Source organism: Pseudoalteromonas undina (assembly GCF_000238275.3).
GTDB classification, from domain to species: domain Bacteria; phylum Pseudomonadota; class Gammaproteobacteria; order Enterobacterales; family Alteromonadaceae; genus Pseudoalteromonas; species Pseudoalteromonas undina.
Map to the genome: position 1 here is coordinate 130,303 of NZ_AHCF03000003.1, position 22,761 is coordinate 153,063.

General features: G+C 40.9%; 19 protein-coding genes. 14 read left to right on the forward strand and 5 right to left on the reverse strand.

Annotation, left to right across the window (positions count from 1 at the left end; genetic code table 11):
• Nucleotides 1–113: 113 nt before the first annotated feature.
• From PUND_RS04195 to nadC, 3 genes are all read right to left on the reverse strand, one after another.
• Entirely contained in the window at nucleotides 114–1,343 is a 1,230-nt protein-coding gene (locus PUND_RS04195; RefSeq protein WP_010391863.1) for a type II secretion system F family protein, read from the reverse strand.
• 120 nt (nucleotides 1,344–1,463) lie between these two features.
• Nucleotides 1,464–1,913 (reverse strand): pilin, encoded by a 450-nt coding sequence (locus PUND_RS04200; protein WP_010391865.1) that lies wholly within the window; start codon nucleotides 1,911–1,913, stop codon nucleotides 1,464–1,466.
• A gap of 512 nt (nucleotides 1,914–2,425) precedes the next feature.
• Nucleotides 2,426–3,271, reverse strand: a complete 846-nt coding sequence (nadC, locus tag PUND_RS04205; RefSeq protein ID WP_010391866.1) for a carboxylating nicotinate-nucleotide diphosphorylase — start codon at nucleotides 3,269–3,271, stop codon at nucleotides 2,426–2,428.
• Between the two features lie 248 nt (nucleotides 3,272–3,519).
• Between nadC and ampD the strand changes: the two genes are divergently transcribed.
• From ampD to PUND_RS04260, 11 genes are all read left to right on the forward strand, one after another.
• Complete coding sequence (gene ampD / locus PUND_RS04210; protein ID WP_010391871.1) at nucleotides 3,520–4,065, forward strand: 1,6-anhydro-N-acetylmuramyl-L-alanine amidase AmpD; 546 nt, start codon at nucleotides 3,520–3,522, stop codon at nucleotides 4,063–4,065.
• A 21-nt stretch (nucleotides 4,066–4,086) separates the two neighbouring features.
• Nucleotides 4,087–4,938, forward strand: a complete 852-nt coding sequence (ampE, locus tag PUND_RS04215; protein ID WP_010391873.1) for a beta-lactamase regulator AmpE — start codon at nucleotides 4,087–4,089, stop codon at nucleotides 4,936–4,938.
• A gap of 489 nt (nucleotides 4,939–5,427) precedes the next feature.
• Nucleotides 5,428–6,177 (forward strand): pyruvate dehydrogenase complex transcriptional repressor PdhR, encoded by a 750-nt coding sequence (pdhR, locus tag PUND_RS04220; protein WP_008114937.1) that lies wholly within the window; start codon nucleotides 5,428–5,430, stop codon nucleotides 6,175–6,177.
• 84 nt (nucleotides 6,178–6,261) lie between these two features.
• A complete protein-coding gene (gene aceE / locus PUND_RS04225) occupies nucleotides 6,262–8,928 on the forward strand; it encodes a pyruvate dehydrogenase (acetyl-transferring), homodimeric type (protein ID WP_010391663.1) in 2,667 nt (888 codons plus the stop codon).
• A gap of 10 nt (nucleotides 8,929–8,938) precedes the next feature.
• Nucleotides 8,939–10,855, forward strand: a complete 1,917-nt coding sequence (aceF, locus tag PUND_RS04230; RefSeq protein WP_010391662.1) for a pyruvate dehydrogenase complex dihydrolipoyllysine-residue acetyltransferase — start codon at nucleotides 8,939–8,941, stop codon at nucleotides 10,853–10,855.
• 163 nt (nucleotides 10,856–11,018) lie between these two features.
• The gene (lpdA, locus tag PUND_RS04235) at nucleotides 11,019–12,446 is read left to right on the forward strand and encodes a dihydrolipoyl dehydrogenase (protein ID WP_010391661.1); all 1,428 of its coding nucleotides are present in this window, start codon (nucleotides 11,019–11,021) and stop codon (nucleotides 12,444–12,446) included.
• Nucleotides 12,447–12,805: 359 nt separating this feature from the next.
• Nucleotides 12,806–13,492, forward strand: a complete 687-nt coding sequence (locus PUND_RS04240) for a tRNA-uridine aminocarboxypropyltransferase (protein ID WP_010391660.1) — start codon at nucleotides 12,806–12,808, stop codon at nucleotides 13,490–13,492.
• A gap of 843 nt (nucleotides 13,493–14,335) precedes the next feature.
• A complete protein-coding gene (locus PUND_RS04245) occupies nucleotides 14,336–15,340 on the forward strand; it encodes a Fe(3+) ABC transporter substrate-binding protein (protein ID WP_010391658.1) in 1,005 nt (334 codons plus the stop codon).
• Nucleotides 15,340–16,971 carry an ABC transporter permease gene (locus PUND_RS04250; protein WP_010391655.1) on the forward strand — a complete coding sequence of 544 codons (1,632 nt, stop codon included), beginning with the start codon at nucleotides 15,340–15,342 and terminating at the stop codon, nucleotides 16,969–16,971. Before PUND_RS04245 ends, PUND_RS04250 begins: the two co-directional genes overlap by 1 nt.
• The gene (locus PUND_RS04255) at nucleotides 16,972–18,024 is read left to right on the forward strand and encodes an ABC transporter ATP-binding protein (RefSeq protein ID WP_010391654.1); all 1,053 of its coding nucleotides are present in this window, start codon (nucleotides 16,972–16,974) and stop codon (nucleotides 18,022–18,024) included.
• 39 nt (nucleotides 18,025–18,063) lie between these two features.
• Nucleotides 18,064–18,963 carry a Dyp-type peroxidase gene (locus PUND_RS04260; RefSeq protein WP_010391653.1) on the forward strand — a complete coding sequence of 300 codons (900 nt, stop codon included), beginning with the start codon at nucleotides 18,064–18,066 and terminating at the stop codon, nucleotides 18,961–18,963.
• A gap of 55 nt (nucleotides 18,964–19,018) precedes the next feature.
• Here PUND_RS04260 and argR read toward each other — a convergent pair whose 3' ends face one another.
• Nucleotides 19,019–19,486 carry a transcriptional regulator ArgR gene (gene argR / locus PUND_RS04265; protein WP_008466460.1) on the reverse strand — a complete coding sequence of 156 codons (468 nt, stop codon included), beginning with the start codon at nucleotides 19,484–19,486 and terminating at the stop codon, nucleotides 19,019–19,021.
• A 225-nt stretch (nucleotides 19,487–19,711) separates the two neighbouring features.
• Here argR and mdh point away from each other — a divergent pair, with 225 nt between their 5' ends.
• Nucleotides 19,712–20,644 (forward strand): malate dehydrogenase, encoded by a 933-nt coding sequence (mdh, locus tag PUND_RS04270; protein ID WP_008466462.1) that lies wholly within the window; start codon nucleotides 19,712–19,714, stop codon nucleotides 20,642–20,644.
• A 75-nt stretch (nucleotides 20,645–20,719) separates the two neighbouring features.
• On the opposite strand, the gene ispB is transcribed toward mdh, so the two are convergent.
• Complete coding sequence (gene ispB, locus PUND_RS04275; protein ID WP_008114958.1) at nucleotides 20,720–21,691, reverse strand: octaprenyl diphosphate synthase; 972 nt, start codon at nucleotides 21,689–21,691, stop codon at nucleotides 20,720–20,722.
• A 423-nt stretch (nucleotides 21,692–22,114) separates the two neighbouring features.
• Here ispB and rplU point away from each other — a divergent pair, with 423 nt between their 5' ends.
• Nucleotides 22,115–22,426, forward strand: a complete 312-nt coding sequence (rplU, locus tag PUND_RS04280) for a 50S ribosomal protein L21 (RefSeq protein WP_004587921.1) — start codon at nucleotides 22,115–22,117, stop codon at nucleotides 22,424–22,426.
• Between the two features lie 16 nt (nucleotides 22,427–22,442).
• Nucleotides 22,443–22,700: a 50S ribosomal protein L27 gene (gene rpmA, locus PUND_RS04285; RefSeq protein ID WP_004587922.1), complete on the forward strand. Its 258-nt coding sequence runs from the start codon at nucleotides 22,443–22,445 to the stop codon at nucleotides 22,698–22,700.
• Nucleotides 22,701–22,761: the final 61 nt, after the last annotated feature.

Genomic DNA, 22,761 nt, shown 5'->3' on the forward strand with positions numbered 1-22,761 from the left:
TATGCCGCGCAAGGTCATTATTCACAATAGAGGTTAAGAGACGCTTCGCTTTTAGAGGTAGTTAAGGTTACGGGCGGCAAGCTGGGGTCTCGAACCCCGCGCCTAAAACCTGTCTAAATAACTGAACCTAGTTGGAATATAGGTAAGTACATGGCCACAATTAAGCCACCCACTAGCACGCCGAGTACCGCCATTATTAATGGCTCTAATAGGCTAGATAGGCCATCTACGGCGTCATCCACCTCTTGCTCATAAATAGTGGCCACTTTAGCCAGCATGCCATCTAAGGATCCTGACTCTTCACCAATGGCGACCATTTGTACCACCATATCGGGGAATATTTTTGAATTACGCATCGCCCAGTTCATTTGATTACCTGAGCTTACCTCAGCTTTTATTTCTAAAATAGCATAACGATAAACCGCATTACCTGAGGCACCGGCTGCAGAATCAAGCGCATCTACCAGCGGTACACCCGCAGCAAAGGTGGTCGATAAAGTACGCGCATAACGTGCCACGGCCGCTTTATTTAAAATCATACCTATAACAGGGAGCTTGAGTATGGCGCGGTCGGTGGCATCTCTGAGCGCTAAACTTCTGAGTGCGGCTTCTTTATATATGTAGCCAAATGCCATTACGGCAATCAATATCATCCACCAATACTCTTGCATAAATTCAGAAATGGCGATAACAAATAAAGTAAAAGCGGGCAGCTCTGCGCCAAAACCAGCAAATATTTCTTGAAACTGTGGTACTACAAATATCAGCAAGATAGAAGTTACAATACCTGCAACCACTAAAACCGATATAGGATAAAACATGGCTTTTTTAATTTTTGATTTTAGTGCTTCTGACTTTTCTTTATATAGCGCAACGCGGTCAAATATTTTATCCAGTGCACCAGATTGCTCACCAGAGGCCACTAAATCGCAATATAAATCATCAAAATAGCGAGGGTATTTTCTAAGTGCGTTAGAAAGCGGCAACCCTGCTTTGACTTCATCGCCAATAGCACTCATCAGCTTACTCACGCTTTTATTGGTGGAGCCTGAAGCTATCATCTCAATGGACTGAATTAGTGGTACACCCGCCATTAGCATAGTGGCAATTTGTCGAGTAACTAAGGCAATATCTTTCGGGGTTACTTTTTGTACGCTTTTTATACCAAACAGCGGCTTGGCTTTACGTTTAACTTTTGAGGGAGTAATGCCTTGTTTGCGTAACTGCGCTTTGACTAGTGCAATGCTTGATCCAGTAAGCTCACCCTCAAGCTTCTTGCCGCGAGCGCTTACACCTACCCATTGAAAGGTATCTAGGCCTTTATTTTCTTGTTTATCTGCCATATGAAACTCACTTGAATTAAACGGGGGTTAAATTACGCAATTAGTAAAAATTTATATAAAAAAAAGCGCCCTACAGAGCGCTTATTAAAAGTTAAATACCGATCATAATTATAATTATAATTATGATGATGGTGTTGCAGCAGCAGCTTGAGGGCAGCTCTTTGGAGCTAGGCTAGCATCACCAGTAATGCCGGCTGTAGCACACGTCCAAGCTCCAGTTGTATCATTACGTGTCCAAGTTAAGGTTGCGCCATTGACTTGAGAAGGTGCATTTTGAACAGTACATACAATGGTATTTGCTGTAGCTGTAATTGCACAATTTTGCGTATCAGTATTGGTAACAGCTTTGATATCACCGATGGCAGAAACAGTTTCACCATTATTCTTCATTATTTCAAACTCAGTTTTAGCGCCTGTTATTTCAGCTAAACCAGCAGTTAGCTTAGATGAAGCTTGATAATTAGAATAAGCAGGCAGTGCTACTGCTGCTAAAATACCGATGATTGCTACTACAATCATTAATTCAATTAGGGTGAAACCCTTTTGGTTTTGTTGTGTCATTGTTTGCATGTTTCCTCTCCTAAAGGATAATGTTGTGGTAAGCCAAACGGGTATAAGTTTTAAAACTATAACTTATGTGTTTACTTAACCTGTTACTACAAAAATAAAATCATTTTGCCAAATTTAGTGCTGCGCTTGAGTGGTAAAATATTTGCCGCAAATACAGCACGCTATATGGCGATTACGTACTAACTTGACCCTTATTTGAGTATAAGCCTAACTATTAAAAGTTAGTTATAACCCGTGTAAGTTACAAGTTAATTATAAAAATAAACCCTGTCGCTTATTTTTACTCTGTCCCTTATAAAGGCTTTTTCACTCTTTTTAACTAATTAAAAATTCAAAACTAGTTAATATGGATGAGTCTAACACTGTTTATTGCGCTTTTGTATGTAAAAACTTTATAAAAAACGCATTAATTTAATAACTTGTTACAAATAATCCTTTTGAATTATTTAATGCCCTTTTTTAAAAGCTGTCAATCAATTAGCGCAAGAATATATAAATAAATTTTACATTATTTATTCAAATCGCATCGATAAATCGATTGATTGTAAATTTTTTGTAAGCGCGCCGCTTGAAATAAAGTCGACCCCAGCTTGCGAGTAGGCTTTGAGCGTTTCTAGGGTCATATTGCCTGATACTTCTAACTTAGCGCGCTTATTTGTAATGCTAACCGCTTGGCGTATTTGCTCTGGGTTAAAGTTATCTAACATTATGATGTCGGCGCCAGCGTTAATGGCTTGCTCTAGCTCATCAAACGATTCAACCTCAACCTCTATAGGTTTATCGGCATGATTTAGCTTAGCTTGAGTAATAGCGTTATTAATTCCTCCACAAGCCGCTATGTGGTTTTCTTTAATTAAAAACGCATCAAACAAACCAATTCGGTGGTTTGCACCGCCACCACACTTAACTGCGTATTTTTGCAATGCTCTTAGCCCAGGTATGGTTTTACGAGTATCGAGTAGTTGCGTGCTTGTACCACTTAGCTCTTTTACATAATGCGCGGTGGTGGTGGCTGTGCCAGAAAGCGTTTGTACAAAATTAAGTGCGGTGCGCTCGGCCGTTAAAATAGCGCGAGCAGAACCGGATGCGGTAAATAGGGTGCTATTGGCACTGACAAAGTCGCCATCGTTAACGCATATGTTTACAACCACACTTGGGTCGACTTGTTTGAACACTTCAATGATTAGGTCTTTACCACAAAAAATGCAGTCTTCACGGGTGATCACTTTCGCATTGGCTTGCTCTGCTTGAGGAATAAGCTGTGCGGTAATATCGCCTTGTTCTGCGCTTTGATAATTAAGGTCTTCATCCAGTGCTAAAGTAACAAGTTGGCTAATTAGGGTATGCGAAATAGACATGAAAAAGCTCATAGTAGATAATAAATTAACTAAATTTTACTCTGTTTAATTACTAATTAGAAGCAGCTAACAACTAAACTAAAAATTAACGCGTTAATCATATTTTATCGTTTAGTATTACGCTATCTTTATAGGGTTAAATCTATTAGCATCTTGATATACATCAATTTTGGTTGATTAACCTGAGCGCTGCGAGCTACGGGTAACGGGCTATGGGCAGCGGGCTACATAAGTTTTAAATAAATAGTATGAAAATAGATTCTTTAGGCGTTATAAATAATATTAGCCAGCGGGCGTGTAGCCACTTTGACGAGCGACCTGCTCACTGCGATATTTCGCTGTTGGTTATTCATAATATTTCATTACCCGCGGGGGGGTTTAACACATCTTACGTTGATGACTTATTTATGGGGTGTATTGATTGTAATGCGCACCCTAGCTTTAGTGACCTAGAAGGGGTTAGGGTATCAGCGCATTGTTTTATTAAGCGCTGCGGCGAGATAATACAGTACGTGCCTTTTGAAAAACGTGCATGGCACGCAGGGCGTTCCTGCTTTGCTGGGCAACAAAATTGTAATGATTTTAGTATAGGTATAGAGCTTGAGGGCACAGATACAACTAACTACACCGATGCGCAATATCAAAGTTTAGCTGCATTGGCGCACGCTATTATGCAGCGTTACCCAAAAATAACAGCCAGTAATATAGTAGGGCACTGCGATATTGCCCCTGGGCGAAAAACCGACCCTGGAGAGAGTTTTAACTGGCGTAAATTTTTTAACCTAATTGAATAACTAAGTAAAGCGAGTAACTACATGATTTTGGTTTCAATAATAATAGCACTGATACTTGAGCGTTTAGGTGCTCGCTCTGCGCATTGGCAAATGAGTTATTACGCTAATGGCTACTTAACTCGCTCTGTTAATTTATTGACCAATAAAGGTTTATTTGGCACAGCTACGGGGTTTTTAATTTGGCTATTCCTGCCTGTGATTGCTATTGGGTGTGTGTATTTTTTATCTGACTTTGTACTTTGGCAGCTTGTTTTTAATGTGGCAGTGTTATTGGTGTGCTTTGGTTGTGCTAAACAGCGTGCTTTGTATAAGTCGTACCTCAATGCATTAACTCGAGGTGATCAAACTGCAGCTACCTTATACGCTTTGCAATTGGGACAAAAGCGCACAGAGGAGCAACAAGGAGGTGAAACCTTAGGGCAAACGCTGGCTTGGGTTAACTTTCGATTTTATTGTGCGGTTATATTTTGGTTTGTGGTATTGGGTGTTGCCGGTGCTGTTTTTTATGCGCTAGTGCGCACTTTTGCCGACTTAGTGAGTGACAATAGTGATGAAGTCATTGCTAAGCATTTTAAGTTAATCCACCGTTTATTGTTTTGGCTAGATTGGCTCCCAGCGCGTATTACCAGTTTTGGTTATTTAGTGATTGGTAACTTTAATAAAGGGACTAGCTGTTGGCTGCATTACGTGTTTGACTTTTCAAGCCCTAATCGCAAGGTGGTTACTTATACGGCGTTAGCGGCTGAACAAGTTGAAGAGCGCTATTATGGTTGCACCTTTGAAGCCACCTGCATGATCAAACTGGTTAAGCGCAATGTACTTTTTTATTTAGTATTAATTGCCTTAATGACTTTATTTGGTGGTTTAAGCTAAAGAGCAGGGGTTAGGTTCTAGGTATTAGTTGGCGGGCTACGAGCAATGAGCAACGGGGAACGGGGAACGGGGAACGGGCTTAAAACCTTTAACCTCTAACCTAGAGCCCAAATATGCGCGAGGTAAACTCTCACTTACAATGATATAAAAGTATGTTTGTATAAGGTGCTAGGTTTTATCCTACTGCCGAACCCCGAACCCCGAACCCCGAACCCCGAACCCCGAAAATTAAAATCATCTGGTCTGACCATTTGTTTTTCATCTTATTAACCTTTCTTTACCCTCTGTGATCTGTGTATTATTTGAACTTTGTTTAAATTACGTTACGCTGGCCTTAGGGCTTTAAAACTGCTGTAAATTGACAGTAATTACGGTTTTTGATAACGTATGGCAAAATTTGGTATGACCAATTTACCTTTTGGTCAGGTCATTCAGTTAAAAGCCTTATTTAATGGGCTGCTAGCACTTATACAACGCGGACGTTGATTGATGTCTTTAAAAATTAAAGCGGCAAAATTATCTGATGTTATTTTACAACAACTTGAGAACATGATTCTTGAGGGGTCGTTAGCACCAGGAGAAAAGTTACCACCGGAGCGTGAACTCGCTAAGCAATTTGAAGTGTCGCGTCCGTCGTTGCGTGAAGCCATTCAAAAGCTTGAGGCAAAAGGGCTCGTAACCCGTCGTCAAGGTGGTGGAACGTATGTAAAAAATCAATTGGAAGAGGGGCTGACTGATCCGTTGTTTGATTTGATCAGTAAACACCCCGAATCGCAATTTGATTTATTAGAATTTCGTCATGCTCTAGAGGGAATTGCGGCTTATTACGCAGCACTTCGCGGCACAAGCAACGATTTTGCAAAAGTAAAACAAAGCTTTGATCAGATTGCATTAGCTAAAGATGAATTAAAGCAAAAAGCCAAAGCGATTAATGACTTTCATTTTTGCATCGCTGAGGCGTCTCATAACGTAGTGTTACTGCATTTAGTAAGAGGGATGCAAAGCTTACTTGAGCAGAATGTTTTACAAAATTTAACGGTATTACTTAAAAAGTCAGATATAAGCAGCCAATTAGCCGAGCATAGACGCTTATTAATGGATGCAGTGATTGACGGTAATCCTGAACAAGCTCGCTTAGCGAGTAATGCGCATTTAGCCTATATTGAAGAAGCATTGCTTGAAGCGGGTAAAGAGCATTCGCGAATTGAACGTAGTTTAAGACGCACCAAACAAAATTAAGCAAGTACATTCACTTTTAACTTGAGTTAACAGTGAAGTATTCAATACATAAAATTAGTATTTTAAACATAAGGAAACCTCCATATGTCTGAAGTCAATAAAATTGACGTAGACGCGCTAGAAACACAAGAGTGGTTACAAGCTCTTGAATCGGTTGTGCGCGAAGAAGGTGTTGAACGAGCTCAGTTTTTACTTGAGCAAGTGTTAGAACAAGCCCGTTTAGACGGTGTTGATATGCCAACAGGCATTAACACAAACTACGTTAATACGATTCCGGTTGATCAAGAACCTGCCTACCCTGGTGATGTAAATCTTGAGCGCCGTATTCGTTCAATTATTCGCTGGAACGCGATTATGATTGTATTGCGTGCATCGAAAAAAGATCTCGACTTAGGCGGCCATATGGCGTCTTACCAATCGTCTGCTGCATTTTACGAAGTGTGTTTTAACCATTTCTTTAAAGCGCCAAATGATGTTGATGGCGGCGATTTAGTTTATTACCAAGGTCATATTTCTCCGGGTATTTATGCGCGTGCATTTGTTGAAGGGCGTTTAAGTGCTGAACAGCTTGATAATTTCCGTCAGGAAGTAGATGGTAAAGGCCTACCTTCTTACCCTCATCCTAAATTAATGCCTGAGTTTTGGCAGTTCCCAACGGTATCTATGGGCTTAGGTCCAATTTCTTCAATTTACCAAGCGCGTTTCTTAAAGTACTTAGATGGCCGTGGATTAAAAGACACTAAAAACCAACGTGTATATGCGTTTTTAGGTGATGGTGAAATGGATGAGCCAGAATCACGTGGTGCTATTTCTTTTGCTGCCCGTGAAAAGCTAGATAACCTATGTTACTTAGTTAACTGTAACCTACAGCGCTTAGATGGCCCTGTAATGGGTAACGGTAAAATCATTCAAGAGCTAGAAGGCCTATTTAAAGGCGCTGGCTGGAATGTTATTAAACTTGTTTGGGGCAGCGGTTGGGATATTCTGCTTGCTAAAGACACCACAGGTAAATTACTACAGTTAATGAACGAAACTGTTGATGGTGATTACCAAACATATAAAGCAAAAGATGGCGCGTACGTACGTGAACATTTCTTTGGTCGTTACCCAGAAACAGCAGCACTTGTTGCTGATATGACAGATGAAGAAATTTTCGCCCTTAAGCGCGGTGGTCATGAGCCTTCAAAACTGTTTGCTGCATTTAAAAAAGCAGAAGAAACGAAAGGTCGTCCAACAGTAATCCTTGCTAAAACAGTAAAAGGTTACGGCATGGGTGAAGCGGCTGAAGGTAAAAACATTGCGCACCAAGTTAAGAAAATGGATATGTCGCATGTGGCTCACTTACGCTCACGTTTAGGCTTAGATGATTTAGTATCTGAAGAGCAATTGAAAGAGCTACCATACTTAGAGCTTGAAAAAGATTCTCCAGAGTATAAGTACCTTCATGCACGTCGTGATGCGCTACAAGGTTACACGCCAACACGTATCGCTAAGTTTTCTGAAAAGTTACAGTTACCAGAAGTAGATGCGTTCAAGCCATTACTTGAAGAGCAAAAGCGTGATATTTCAACCACTATGGGCTTTGTGCGTGCACTTAATATCTTATTAAAAGATAAAGGTATTGGTAAAAATATTGTGCCAATTATTGCCGATGAAGCACGTACTTTTGGTATGGAAGGTTTATTCCGTCAAATCGGTATTTACAACCCACATGGCCAAAATTACACCCCTCAAGACCGTGATATTGTTTCTTACTATAAAGAAGCAACCTCAGGGCAGGTATTACAAGAAGGGATTAACGAGCTAGGTGCAATGTCGTCATGGGTTGCTGCTGCAACATCTTACAGTACCAACGACTTACCGATGATCCCATTCTACATTTACTACTCTATGTTTGGTTTCCAACGTGTTGGTGACATGGCATGGATGGCAGGGGATCAACAAGCACGTGGTTTCTTATTAGGTGCTACAGCGGGTCGTACAACGCTAAATGGTGAAGGCTTACAGCACGAAGATGGCCACAGCCACATTCTTGCAAACACTGTACCTAACTGTATTTCTTACGATCCTACTTATGCATTTGAAGTAGCGGTTATCGTGCAAGACGGTATTCGTCGTATGTACGGTGAAGAGCAAGAAAACATTTACTACTATCTAACGCTAATGAACGAAAACTACCATCAGCCAGCAATGCCAGAAGGCGCTGAAGAAGGTATTCGTAAAGGTATCTACAAGCTAGAAAGCTACGAAGGTAAAAAAGCCAACGTACAGCTATTAAGCTCAGGTACTATCATGACTGAAGTGCGTAAAGCTGCGGCAATTTTAAGCGAAGAGTTTGGTATTGCGTCTGATGTTTACTCAGTAACTTCATTCAATGAACTTACCCGTGATGGACAAGATGTTGAACGTTTCAACATGCTTAACCCAGAAAGCGAGCAAAAAACGCCATACATCACTAGCGTATTAAACGATTCAGTAACTGTTGCTGCAACGGATTACATGAAAAACTACGCAGAACAAGCGCGTTCATTTATTCCAAGCAATAACTACAAAGTATTGGGTACAGATGGTTACGGTCGTTCAGACAGCCGTGAAAACCTACGTCGTCACTTTGAAGTTAACGCAAGCTACGTGGTAGTTGCGACATTATCTGAACTTGCTAAACGTGGTGAAGTTGAAAAGTCAGTGGTTGTTGAAGCAATTAAAAAATTCAACATCGACACTAACAAACTAAATCCACTGTACGCATAAGAGGTTTGCAATGAGTATTGAAATTAAAGTACCTGATATCGGTGGCGATGAAGTAGAAGTAACCGAAATACTAGTGAGCGTTGGCGATAAAGTTGAAGTTGACCAATCACTATTAAGTGTTGAAGGTGATAAAGCTGCGATGGAAGTACCTGCTGAACAAGCCGGTACGGTAAAAGAAATTAAAGTAAATGTGGGTGACACTGTTACCACAGGCACTTTAGTGTTCATCTTTGAAGGTGAAGCGCAAGACTCTGCTGCTGACTCTAAAGAAGCTGAAAAAACCGAGGAAGCAGCACCTGCTGCGCCATCGGCTTCATCAACCAAAGAAGTTACTGTGCCAGATATTGGTGATGACGAAGTTGAAGTAACTGAAATTATGGTTGCAGTTGGTGATAGCGTAGAAGAAGAGCAGTCTATCTTAAACGTTGAAGGCGACAAAGCGGCAATGGAAGTACCAGCACCCTTTGCCGGTACAGTAAAAGAAATTAAAGTAAATACTGGTGACAAAGTGAAAACGGGTTCATTAGTATTTGTTTTTGAAGTGTCAGGTGGTGATAACCAAAGTGCTCCTGCAGCTGATTCAAAAGCACAAGAGAAGCCTGCTGAACAAACATCGGCATCAAGCACTAAAGAAGTTAGCGTGCCTGATATTGGTGATGACGAAGTTGAAGTAACAGAAGTGATGGTTGCGGTTGGCGATAGCGTAGAAGAAGAGCAATCTATCTTAAACGTTGAAGGCGACAAAGCAGCTATGGAAGTACCGGCGCCGTTTGCAGGTACTGTTAAAGAGATTAAAGTAGCGACTGGCGATAAAGTTAAAACTGGCTCATTGATTTTTGTATTTGAAGTGGCGGGTAGTGCACCAGCTGCAGCACCTGCAGAAAAATCAGCACCAGCGCCTAAAACAGAATCTAAGCCGGCAGCTCAGACTGAGTCAAAACCAGCAGCATCATCTGCTAAAGCAAGCTCTGAAAGCTTTGAAAACAATAGCGCTTATGCACATGCATCGCCAGTGGTTCGCCGTTTAGCACGTGAGTTTGGTATTAACCTTGCCAACGTTAAAGGCACGGGTCGTAAAAACCGTGTTGTTAAAGAAGACGTGCAAAACTATGTTAAGCAACTGGTTAAGCAAGTTGAGTCTGGTCAAGTACCAGCAGCTAAAGGCAATGCTGGTGGCGGTGAGCTTGGTTTAATTCCATGGCCAAAAGTTGATTTTGCTAAGTTTGGTGAAATTGAAGAGAAAAAACTCTCTCGTATTCAAAAGCTGTCAGGTAAAAACTTACACCGTAACTGGGTACAAATCCCACATGTTACCCAGTTTGATGAAGCGGATATCACGAGCCTTGAGCAGTTCCGTAAAGAGCAAAATGCCCTTAACGAGAAGAAAAAGCTGGGTGTTAAAATTACGCCATTAGTATTTGTAATGAAAGCAGCTGCTAAAGCGCTTGCTGAGTTCCCTACATTTAACTCATCGCTTTCAGAGGATGGCGAAAGCTTAATCCTTAAAAAGTACATTAATATTGGTGTAGCGGTTGATACGCCAAATGGCTTAGTTGTACCAGTGTTTAAAGATGTTGATAAAAAAGGCATTATTGAACTATCTCGTGAACTAATGGAAGTATCTGCTAAAGCGCGTGATGGCAAGTTAAGTTCATCAGATATGCAAGGTGGTTGTTTTACTATTTCAAGCCTAGGTGGCATTGGCGGTACGGCATTTACGCCGATTGTGAATGCGCCTGAGGTGGCAATTTTAGGTGTGTCAAAATCTGAAATGAAGCCTAAGTGGAATGGTAAAGAGTTTGAGCCTAAGCTAATGGTTCCACTTTCAATGTCTTACGACCATAGAGTGATTGACGGTGCACTTGCTGCACGCTTTACTGTTACTCTTGCAAGTTACATGAGTGATATACGCCAGTTAGTGATGTGATCACTACAGAGTGAGTAAAATCAAATCCCAGCCAGTTGTTTTTAGCTGGGATTTTTATCATTTGCAATGATACAATATTTGCACAAATGCCCTTTTCTGCCTTGCAGAAACATGGCAGTTAAATTTTGGGGCTGTGTCCCGTTCAAACAATAAAGGTAATAGCATGAGCAACGAATTAAAAACTCAAGTTGTTGTACTAGGCGGTGGTCCTGGTGGTTACTCTGCAGCTTTTCGCGCTGCTGACTTGGGCTTAGAAGTTACATTAGTAGAATCTCGCGAGACATTAGGCGGTGTATGTCTTAATGTTGGTTGTATTCCTTCTAAAGCACTTTTACACGTAGCTAAAGTGATTGATGATGCTGCAGAAATGTCATCTCACGGCGTTACTTTTGGCGCACCAAAAATTGACTTAGATGAAGTTCGTTCTTGGAAAGACTCTGTTGTTGGCCAGCTTACAGGTGGCTTAGACGGCATGGCTAAAATGCGTAAAGTAAAAGTTGTATCTGGTTACGGTAAATTTACTGGTAGCAACACTTTAGATGTTGAAGGCGCTGACGGTAAAACAACCATTACCTTTGATAACGCAATTATTGCTGCGGGTTCTAAACCTGTAAACTTACCTTTCATCCCTGAGGATGATCGCGTTATTGATTCAACGGGCGCGCTAGAGCTTAAAGATGTTCCTGAAAAGCTACTTGTTTTAGGTGGTGGTATTATCGGTCTTGAAATGGGTACGGTTTACCGTGCACTAGGTTCTGCAATTGATGTTGTAGAATTTGCAGACCAACTTGTTCCTGCTGCTGATAAAGACATCATTAAAATTTACCAAAAGCATGTTAAAGACAAGTTTAATGTAATGCTTTCAACTAAAGTAACTGGCGTTGAAGCAAAAGACGACGGTTTATATGTTACGTTTGAAGGCAAAAATGCACCGGCAGAGCCAGTACGTTACGATAAAGTACTTGTTGCTGTAGGTCGTACACCAAATGGTAACATGTTAGACGCTGATAAAGCGGGTGTGAATATTGATGAGCGTGGTTTTATTAACGTTGATAAGCAATTACGTACTAACGTAGAACATATTTTTGCGATTGGTGACTTAGTGGGTCAGCCTATGCTTGCGCATAAAGCGGTTCATGAAGGCCATGTTGCAGCAGAAGTTATCTCTGGTCAAAAACATTACTTTGATCCTAAGTGTATTCCTTCAATTGCTTACACTGACCCTGAAATTGCATGGGCGGGTGTAACTGAAAAAGAAGCGAAAGAGCAAGGTTTAAGCATTGAAACAGCTGTATTCCCTTGGGCTGCATCGGGTCGTGCTATTGCTTCTTCACGTACTGAAGGTTCTACTAAGCTTATTTTTGATAAAGAAAGCGGCCGTATTATCGGTGGTGCTATGATTGGTATTAACGCAGGCGAAATGCTGGGCGAAATCGGTCTAGGTATTGAAATGGGTGCAGATGGTGAAGACCTAGCGCTAACAATTCATGCTCACCCAACATTGAACGAATCAATCGGCCTTGCTGCTGAAATTTTTGAAGGTTCAATCACTGATTTACCAAACAAAAAAGCAGTTAAAAAGAAGAAGTAATTTCTTTTAGTTAATCGCGATAAAAAACCCAAGCCTCGGCTTGGGTTTTTTGTTTTTATAGCCTCAGCGTTTAGCAAAAGATTGTTCTGTGTAGCGCAGCGTCTCTATGGTGCAAAAACAAAGACTAAACCATGTCGAGCTGCGAGTGTCGGGCAACGGGCTTAAAACCCTAAATTAAACCTGCGCGAGATAAATTCACGCCTGCAACATAAAAGTTATGCTTGCAAAAAGCTCGGTGTTTTATTTTACTAGCGCCCGCAGCCCGCAGCCCGCAGCCCGCAGCCCGCAGCCCGCAGATATCTATTTCCTTTTATTTTAGCTACAATGCGCAGCCATCAGTTTATAGGTAATTAACCACAGTGACCCAGAGTTTAAAAAATTCAGTTTTAGCATTACGTGCTCAGCAAATAAGTGAATCTCGACGTGAGTTTAATGCCCGTGGTGGAAAAATGGATCGCTGTGAGCAATGCTTAATTGCCAAGCATTACTGTATTTGTGAGGACGCTGAGTACGCAAGCTGTAGCGCTGCAGTATGCTTACTTATGTATCACAATGAAAGTTTTAAACCGTCTAATACAGGGCGTTTAATTGCGGAAATAGTGCCTGATAATCATGCGTTTCGTTGGGATAGAACCTCCCCAGATCCTGCTTTATTAGCATTGTTGAATAATGATAAATATCAGCCTTTTGTGATTTTTCCGGCTGAAGATGTTGAAACTGATAGGGTGGTAACCCAGGTTGAAACGCATGCAGGTAAACAGCCATTGTTTATATTTTTAGATGGTACATGGCGAGAAGCTAAAAAAATGATTCGTAAGAGTCCTTATTTAGATAACTTACCTGTGCTTTCTATTACCGCAGAAAAACTCTCAGATTACCGATTACGTGTAGCGCCCCATGCTCATCAGTTAGGAACGGCAGAAGTAGCTATTATGGTATTAGCATTGGCTGGTGAAGTTGATGCGAGCACTAAATTAGAACAGCATTTTATTAAGTTTCGCGACGCTTATTTACTTGGTAAGCGTAACAAAGGCAGGCCCGAATAAAGTGCAGGGTATTAATACGAAAAAGCTGAATTTGACGCTTGAGTATAGCCTAAACATATATAACTTGGCTGACCGCTGACTTTCAGGCAAAAGAAAAGCGCGAACCATCTCTAGTCGCGCTTGCGGAATCTTCTAACTTTGTTGCATCCTGCAATTGAACCTAATCAACTCCAATTTTTACGATCCGTGTTATTACAATATTACTTTCTAGTTCTATGTAATATAGGCTATCCGGGCCTGTCTCCATAAATTCCTAAAACATCCTGTAAGGTAAAATCTATTACCAATCCTTATTGCACATCCGAGTGCATTCCCTTTGTTACCATTCCGTTGTGTTGCCTTTAAGGCCTGTCCTTTTTGTTCCCTATCCTTTATAAACAACTATTCCGCTGTTGTTATCCATTATGCATCATCCTGATGCTATCCCTTGTGCAACAATCCATTGCGATACTCATCCTGAGCCTGTCCTTAAATCCCTGTTATCCTAAAAACCAAACCTTGGTATTCGAGTAGTTAATCCGTTTCCATTTACTCGGTAAGCGTCGTTGCTTATTTATGGGTTAATTATAGAGAGTGATTTGCAGTAAATGTAGGATAAAACCGCTTATGGTTTATGTTCTTACAAATGAAATATTTATAAATTATCTAAAATACAATGGCTTGCTGTATTTATGGGGTGTTATGCAGGGTGTTTTTACTCATTTACTGCCATAAGCGTAAGAGATATCTTACAAGGGTTTTCTTTTTTGGGCGTATTTATCACTAAGTAATTATATAAAGTGTGCACTTTTTAGTTCATCGCGGTAAAATTAATGATAATAATTATTAGTCAGGTAAGAAAATATGAAAAAAACACTAGCGCTTGTCGTTGGACTAATTATCTCAGCACCTGCTGTTGCAACCGATGTTGTGAATATTTACTCATTTAGACAACCTTTTTTAATTAAACCTATTTTAGATGATTTTACACAGCAAACAGGCATTAAAACTAATGTTGTGTTTGCTAAAAAAGGCCTAATCGAGCGTGTTAAGCGTGAAGGCAAGCACAGCAAAGCAGATTTAGTTTTAACGTCTAACTTTAGTGCGTTAATTCAGTTAGAAGAGCTAAAGCTAACGCGAACTATTGATAGCGAGAAGGTTAATAAGAATGTGCCGGCTGCATTTCGTGATGGCGATGGTCAGTGGGTGGCGCTCACTAAGCGAGTGCGAAATGTTTACTCTTCAAAAGAGCGTTTAGGTCCATTACCTGAGCTGAGTTATGAAGATTTAGCTGCACCTGAATATAAAGGTCAAATTTGTACTCGCTCTGGTAAACACCCTTATAACTTAGGGTTAGTGGCTTCTATGATTGCTCATCATGGTGAAGTCCAGACTAAAACATGGCTCGAGGGTGTAAAAGCGAATTTAGCGCGTAAGCCGCAGGGAAATGACCGTGCGCAAGTGAAAGCCGTTAAAGAAGGTTTATGTAATTTAGCTTTAGGTAACAGTTACTACTTAGGTAAAATGTTGCAAGATGAAGCGCAAAAACCGTGGGCAGATGCGGTTAATATTAATTTTCCAAACCAAACTAACCGTGGTTCGCATATTAACGTATCGGGTGCGGTAATTACTAAGTATGCTAAAAACCCTGAAAATGCCTTGAAACTTATAGAGTATATGACCGACAATAAGGCGCAAAATATGTATGCCTCGCTCAATATGGAGTACCCGGTCAAGCCAGGTGTTAAGCTTTCAAGTTTGGTTGCATCATGGGGAAGCTTTAAGGAAGACAGCTTACCGCTTGATGAAATTAGCAAATATCGTCCGTTAGCCCTTAAGCTAATTGATGAGGTGAAGTTCGATCTTTAATGACTTATAAATTTCAGCTGTCGAAGTGGCAGCTTATTGCGTGGTCGACAGGGTTATTACTGTCGACCCCGTTGTTTTTTCTGCTAGTAGAATCTTTACAAGGCGACTCAGAGGTATTTACTCACCTGTGGAATACCGTGCTGTGGGACTACATAAGTAATACCGTATTGCTGGTTTTAGGTGTAGGGTTACTTAGCTGTCTGATTGCGTTGCCACTGGGTTGGCTCACCGCTTATTGCCGTTTTCCTGGCAAACAACAGTTTGAATGGGCACTGATGCTGCCGCTTGCCATGCCTACCTATATTATTGCTTATGTGTACACGGATTTACTCGACTACGCGGGGCCGATACAAATAACACTAAGAGAATGGTTTGGTTGGCAATCACCCAATGATTACTGGTTTTTTGATATACGCACTTTGCCAGGGGCTATCATCATGATTGCGCTGGTACTCTACCCGTATTTATATTTAATTTTTAAAACCGCACTACGTGAACAATCCTTTAAATTAGTTCAAGCAAGCCAATTAATGGGATTAAGTGCATGGAAAAGCTTTTTTAAAGTAAGCCTAGTGCTTTCTCGTGGTGCTATTGTTGCTGCGCTGGCTTTGATCAGCATGGAAACCATGGCTGATTTTGCTACCGTTAGCTACTTTGCAGTCAGTACATTAACCACCGCAGTATACGATACTTGGTTTGGTTATTACTCATTAACTGCGGCAGCAAAAATTTCAGGGGTGATGTTGTTACTGCTATTCTTAGCATTGATCACCGAGCGTTTTAGCCGTCGTAACCAAGCTGTATTTGAGCGTCAGTCAAGTGTGAACAGTGAGGCGCTTTATATTCTTAAAGGTAAGTCTGCATGGTTAGCAACGGGGTTTTGTAGCCTTATTTTAATAATCTCATTTATTATTCCCATGGTTGTTTTGCTCAAGTATGCAATCATGTATTTTGATCAAGCGTGGAGTAGTGAATTTTTTAGCTATGCATGGCAAAGTTTGAAAGTGGCCGCAGTAGTGAGTGTAGTGACTATTGTTTTGAGTGTTTTAGTGGTGTTTTATCAGCGCATTGCAAAACAAGTAAACCCACTTATACCTGGGCGCTTAGCAAGTACCGGGTATGCACTCCCTGGGACAGTATTAGCTATTGCTGTATTGTTGCCACTCACCCTATTAGAAAATACTATTAACCGCATTCTGACTCCTTATAACTTAGATATTGGTTTATTACTTACTGGTAGTTTACTAACGATTATCTTTGCTTATATTGTGCGTTTTTACGCAGTTGCTCATGGTGCTATAGAGTCGAGCTTTTCACGCATTAGCCCCTCGCTTGATATGGCAAGTCAGTCAATGGGGAAAAGCCAAGGCCACACATTACGCTTAGTGCATTTGCCTTTATTACGCCGAGGCTTATTAACCGCTGGTTTATTGGTATTTATTGAGTGTATGAAAGAGCTGCCCGCAGCCTTACTGCTAAGGCCTTTTGATTTTGAAAGTTTAGCTACGCACGTGTTTCAATATGTTAGCGATGAACAATTAGAGCTGGCCTCCATATCAGCTTTATTTATAGTGGTGGTAGGTTTTATTCCGTTATATTTTATTAACCGTTCAATGGAGCAACATAGTTAAATGAGTAGTTTGATTTTACAAGGTGTGAGCTATGCATATAACGGGACTAAGGTTGTAGATGATTTAGACTTAACCTTAGGTAAAGACGAAATAGTGTGTTTACTCGGTGCCAGTGGCTGCGGCAAAACCACCACGCTTAAAGCCATTGCAGGGTTAATTGAAGCCAAACAAGGACAGGTATTTATTGATGGTAAGTTAGTCAGTGACGCCAATACGTTTGTGTCACCAGAGCATCGTAATATTGGCATGATGTTTCAAGACTACGCATTATTCCCACATTTAACGGTGGCGAATAATATTGGCTTTGGTCTAAGCGGTATGAGCAAAGCGGATAAACAGGCTCGCGTGGATGAAATGTTAAAACTTGTGCACTTGGTTGGCTGCGCGGATAGATATCCACATCAACTCTCTGGTGGTCAACAGCAACGGGTAGCGATTGCGCGTGCATTAGCTTATAAACCCAGCTTACTATTGTTAGATGAGCCGTTTTCTAATATTGATACCCAAGTCCGATTTGAATTAATCGCTGATATAAGACGTATTATTAAAGCTCAACAAGTGTCGGCAGTATTTGTTACTCACTCAAAAGAAGAGGCGTTTGCATTTTCAGATACACTTGCTGTTATGCACCAAGGTAAAATTGCGCAGCAAGGAACGCCAGAGCAGCTTTTTGCTAAACCAAGTTCAAAGGAGGTTGCAGAGTTTCTGGGTCAGGGCATATACTTAAGCGCAACTGCATTAACAGCCACTGAATATGAAACGCCGTTTGGTGTGGTTAAATCAATACTGCCACAGCAACACGCAGTGGCTGAAAAGGGGGTTATTTATGTGCGTCCACACCAGCTTGAGCTTGCCAGTAGTAACAATAACGAACTGCAGTGTGAGTGCGTTACAATTCTAAGCAGTCGCTTTATTGGCTCTGCTTATGTATATACTGTGGTTATTGCTGAACAAGAAATAGAAGTTGCAGCTCAGTATGGCCAGTCATTTGAAATTAATGAACAGGTTATAATAAAAATAAAACCGCACACGGTGAATTTTTTTAAATCGTAATTAATCACTGTGTTTTGCTCTAAAAAGTAAGGAATAACAATGGCGCAAGCGCAATCAGGGATTTGTGCTGAAGCAAACTTACACGGTTTGCACTTATTTTTTAATGTACTTGATGGTCACGACGAATCACTTCGCGCTAAGCTTAAACAAGTGAGCGATATTGAAGATGAGTTTAGTGATCAGTTTTCTGAATCTATGCTTTCTTGCATGGTGGCAATTGGTGCGCAATATTGGCCGCATATCTTACCTGATTTCATGCCAAGCGAGCTGCAAAGCTTTCCTAATATTACCCATAGCGAGTTTGTTATGAGTGCAAGGCCATGTGATTTGTTTGTGCAAATCCGCTCAGACAGAGAAGACGTGAACCACTTGTTTGCACTACAAATACTCAAACTATTCACCCCTGATGTTGAGCTGGTAGAGCAAGTTCGTAATTTCCGTTTTTTAGATGGTCGTGATTTTAATGGTTTTATTTATGCGGGCGATACCCCACATGGCCGTCAAAAACGCGTAACGGCGTTAGTAAACAAACCTGATAGTTTTGAAGATCAAGGTAGTTACATTCATGTGCAGCGCTTCAAACATGACTTGAGCTTGTGGCAGCATTTGTCATTACATGAACAAGAGCAAATAATGGGTCGTACACGCCTTGATAATACCTTGCTCAGCCCCGCACTTGAGAGCAGCCATGCAACCCGAAGTGAATTAAAAGACGAACAAGGTCAGGCACTGTTACTTAACCAAAGCATGCCTTATGGCGATGTGTATGAGCAAGGTATGTTAGTGATTACGTGCTCTGCTAAAGGGGATGCATTCGAAAAAGTGCTAACTAGCCGACTAGGGCAGGGAGAGAATTATGATCACTGGCTTGATTTTACTCAGGCGGATATGGGCTCTGCATTTTTTGCCCCCTCAGTACGATTTTTAAAGCAGTTATAACAATTACAAAACGGCTATGTATTATTCATAGCCGTCTTTATTACAGCGTTAGTGATTAAACCGTATCAAATAAAATACGAACACGCTCTAGTGTGAGGTCTATTTCTGAGATTTTAGCTGGTGCGATAAAAATAGTATCATCGCCAGCAATAGTACCTAGTACGCCATCTGCTTTGCCTAATGAATCAAGTAAACGCGCAATGAGTTGAGCAGCTCCAGGACTGGTGCGAATAATAATCATCATTTCGTTATGCATAATATCAATAACGAGCTGGCGTAATGGGCTCTTAGCGGTTGGTACCCCCATTTCGGCGGGTAAACAGTATACCATTTCTTGTTTTGCATTACGGGTGCGTACCGCGCCAAACTTACTTAACATTCGCGACACTTTACTTTGGCTAATATTATCAAAGCCTTGCTCTTTTAACGCATCAACTATTTCGCCTTGTGAGCCAAAGTTTTCTTCTTTTAAAAGTGCTTTAAAGGCTTTAACCAATGCTTCTTGTTTATCTTGTGGTTGCATAGTGTCTAATTAGTTATGTAATAGATACTGCAAATTCTACACAAAAATGCATAATTATGCAGCAGTTGTTTGCTTAAGTTGCCATTTTGCTGCGTTTAAACAGCAAAGTTTACAACTATGGTCGAAAATATAGCTAAAATAAGCAGGATAAATTTGTTTTTAGTCGTTAATTTCTTTATCTTATGAACCACAAATATTTCCTACCTCAAATCACGGAGAATTCCAATGAAAGTTGCTGTATTAGGTGCTGCAGGCGGTATCGGTCAAGCGTTGTCTTTATTATTAAAAACAGGTTTACCAGCTGGCTCTGAATTATCACTATATGATGTTGCGCCAGTAGTTCCTGGTGTTGCTGTTGACCTTTCTCACATCCCAACAGATGTTAAAGTTGCAGGTTTTGGTGCTGACGATTTAGATAAAGCATTAACAGGTTGTGATATCGTTCTTATCCCAGCGGGTATGCCACGTAAGCCAGGTATGGATCGTGCTGATTTATTTAATGTTAACGCTGGTATCATCAAAACACTAGCAGAAGGCATTGTTGCTAACTGTCCTAAAGCGCTTGTGGGTATTATTACTAACCCAGTTAACGGCACTGTACCAATTGTTGCTGAAGTATTTAAAAAAGCAGGTACTTATGATGCTAAACGTGTATTCGGTATTACAACACTCGATGTGATCCGTTCTGAAGCGTTCATTGCTGAGCTTAAAGGCGTTGACGTAGCAAGCGTTAAAGTTCCAGTAATTGGTGGCCACTCAGGCACAACTATCCTACCGTTACTTTCTCAAGTTGAAGGTGTTACTTTCACTGATGAAGAAGTGGCTGCACTGACTCCACGTATCCAAAACGCGGGTACTGAAGTAGTTAATGCTAAAGCGGGCGGTGGTTCTGCAACATTATCAATGGGTGCTGCTGCTGCACGTTTTTGTATGTCTTTAGTTAAAGGCTTACAAGGTGAAGACGTTGTAGATTATGCATACGTTGCTGTTGAAAATGGCGATGCAGAGTACTTCGCACATCCAGTACGTTTAGGTAAAAATGGCGTAGAAGAAATTCTTTCTTACGGCACCCTAAGCGCATTTGAAGAGCAAGCAAAAAATGACATGCTTGAAACTCTGAAAAAAGACATTAAAGAAGGTGTTGATTTTATGGCGTAATAGCCAAAATTAACCCATAAAAAAGCCTGCACTTGCAGGCTTTTTTATTGCTCGGAACTATCTACACAGTATAACTTAGTGGTCGCGGTCAACCGCTATTCTAGCTAAGCTAATTAACGCTTGCTTGTAACTTGATTCAGCTAAGCAATCTAAACAAGCAATTGCTTTCTCTGCTTCTTGCTCTGCTTTTTGCATAGTGAACTCAAGGGCATTGGTATGTTTAAGTGCAGCGAGTATCTCATCTAGATGCTCCATACCATTACAGTGCTCAATAGCGTCTCTTATTAACTGTGTTTGATGCTCACTACCGTGTTGCATTGCATATATAAGAGGTAACGTCGGCTTACCTTCAGCTAAATCATCGCCAATGTTTTTACCAAGTTGGTCGGCATCAGCGTTGTAATCTAAAACATCATCCACTAACTGAAAAGCAGTGCCTAAATGCATACCATACAAATTAAGTGCGTTTAATACACTGTCATCTTGCTCAGTAATAATAGCAGCTAGCCCGGTTGCAGCTTCAAATAACTTGGCGGTTTTAGAGTAAATAACCTGCATATAACTGGCTTCAGTAGTATCTGGGTCATTACAGTTCATTAATTGCAGCACTTCGCCTTCAGCAATAATATTGGTTGCATCGGCTAATACTTGCATTATCTGCATTTTACCAAGGCCTACCATTAGCTGAAACGAGCGAGTATAAATAAAGTCTCCCACGAGAACACTGGCGGCATTACCAAACTCGGCATTTGCTGTGGGTGTGCCACGGCGCAAGTTAGATTCATCTACTACATCGTCATGTAAAAGCGTTGCGGTATGAATAAATTCAATAATTGTTGCTAGCGTAATGTGATCTTTACCTTGGTAACCTAGCGCTTTTGCCGCCAAAATAGCCAACATGGGGCGAACACGTTTGCCACCGCTGTTAACAATATACAAACCAAGTTGATTAACTAACGCCACATCTGAGCGCATTTGCGCATGTATTAGTTGATTGACGTCATTCATATCGCTTTCGATTAACGCCTGGATAGCTTTTATATCCATTGATCTCCGAGCCAATTTTAATGTGTGAACGGCGCAGATTGTACAACAAAAAACGCATTAGCTCGATATTTTGTGATGATTCCTTAAAAAAACACCCTTAAGTAGGTTAAATGACCTATTAACTTGGTGAATAAATGATTAAACAGCGCGGTTTAAATTTGAATCATCCTTGACGGTTAATTGAACTGCGTGGGCTTGCTTTGCGATTGCTAATTTATTTTCTCTAACCGTTAAAAAGCGCTTGGCAAAGGGGGATTTTAATATAAAATAGGGGAAATATTGAATTGCTCTCAATGCAGCTACTTTTTATTCATTTAATTACAAAAAGAGGCTTGCTAGTTTTTTCGCATTAGCGTAAACTTCGCGCCCTATTGAAGAATATTTTAGTTGCGTCGATTTGAGGGCGCACAGACGGAGTTAATTATGTACGCGGTTTTCCAAAGTGGTGGTAAACAGCACCGTGTGACTGAAGGTCAAACAATTCGTCTTGAGAAATTAGACGTTGAAACTGGTGCAGCAGTTGAATTTGATTCAGTACTTTTAGTTGCTGATGGTGAGAAGATCGAGATTGGTGTACCGTTCGTAAACGGTGGTAAAGTAACAGCTGAGGTTGTTTCACACGGTCGCGGTGAGAAGATTAAGGTTGTTAAATTTAGACGCCGTAAGCATTCTCGTAAGCAAATGGGCCATCGTCAATGGTTCACAGAAGTTAAAATCACTGGCATTAGCGCTTAATTAGAGGTACTTAGAAATGGCACATAAAAAAGCAGCTGGTAGTACTCGTAACGGTCGCGATTCAGAAAGCAAACGCCTAGGTGTTAAGCGTTTTGGTGGCGAATCAGTTCTAGCGGGTAGCATCATTGTTCGTCAACGTGGAACTCGTTTTCATGCTGGCGCAAACGTAGGTATCGGTAAAGACCACACTATCTTCGCAAAAGCAGATGGTAAAGTTCAGTTTGAACAAAAAGGTCCTTTAAACCGTAAATACGTAACTATCGTAGCTGAGTAATCAGTAAGGTAGTTAAAAAACCCCGCCTTTGCGGGGTTTTTTGTTTTAAGCAGCTCTAAAT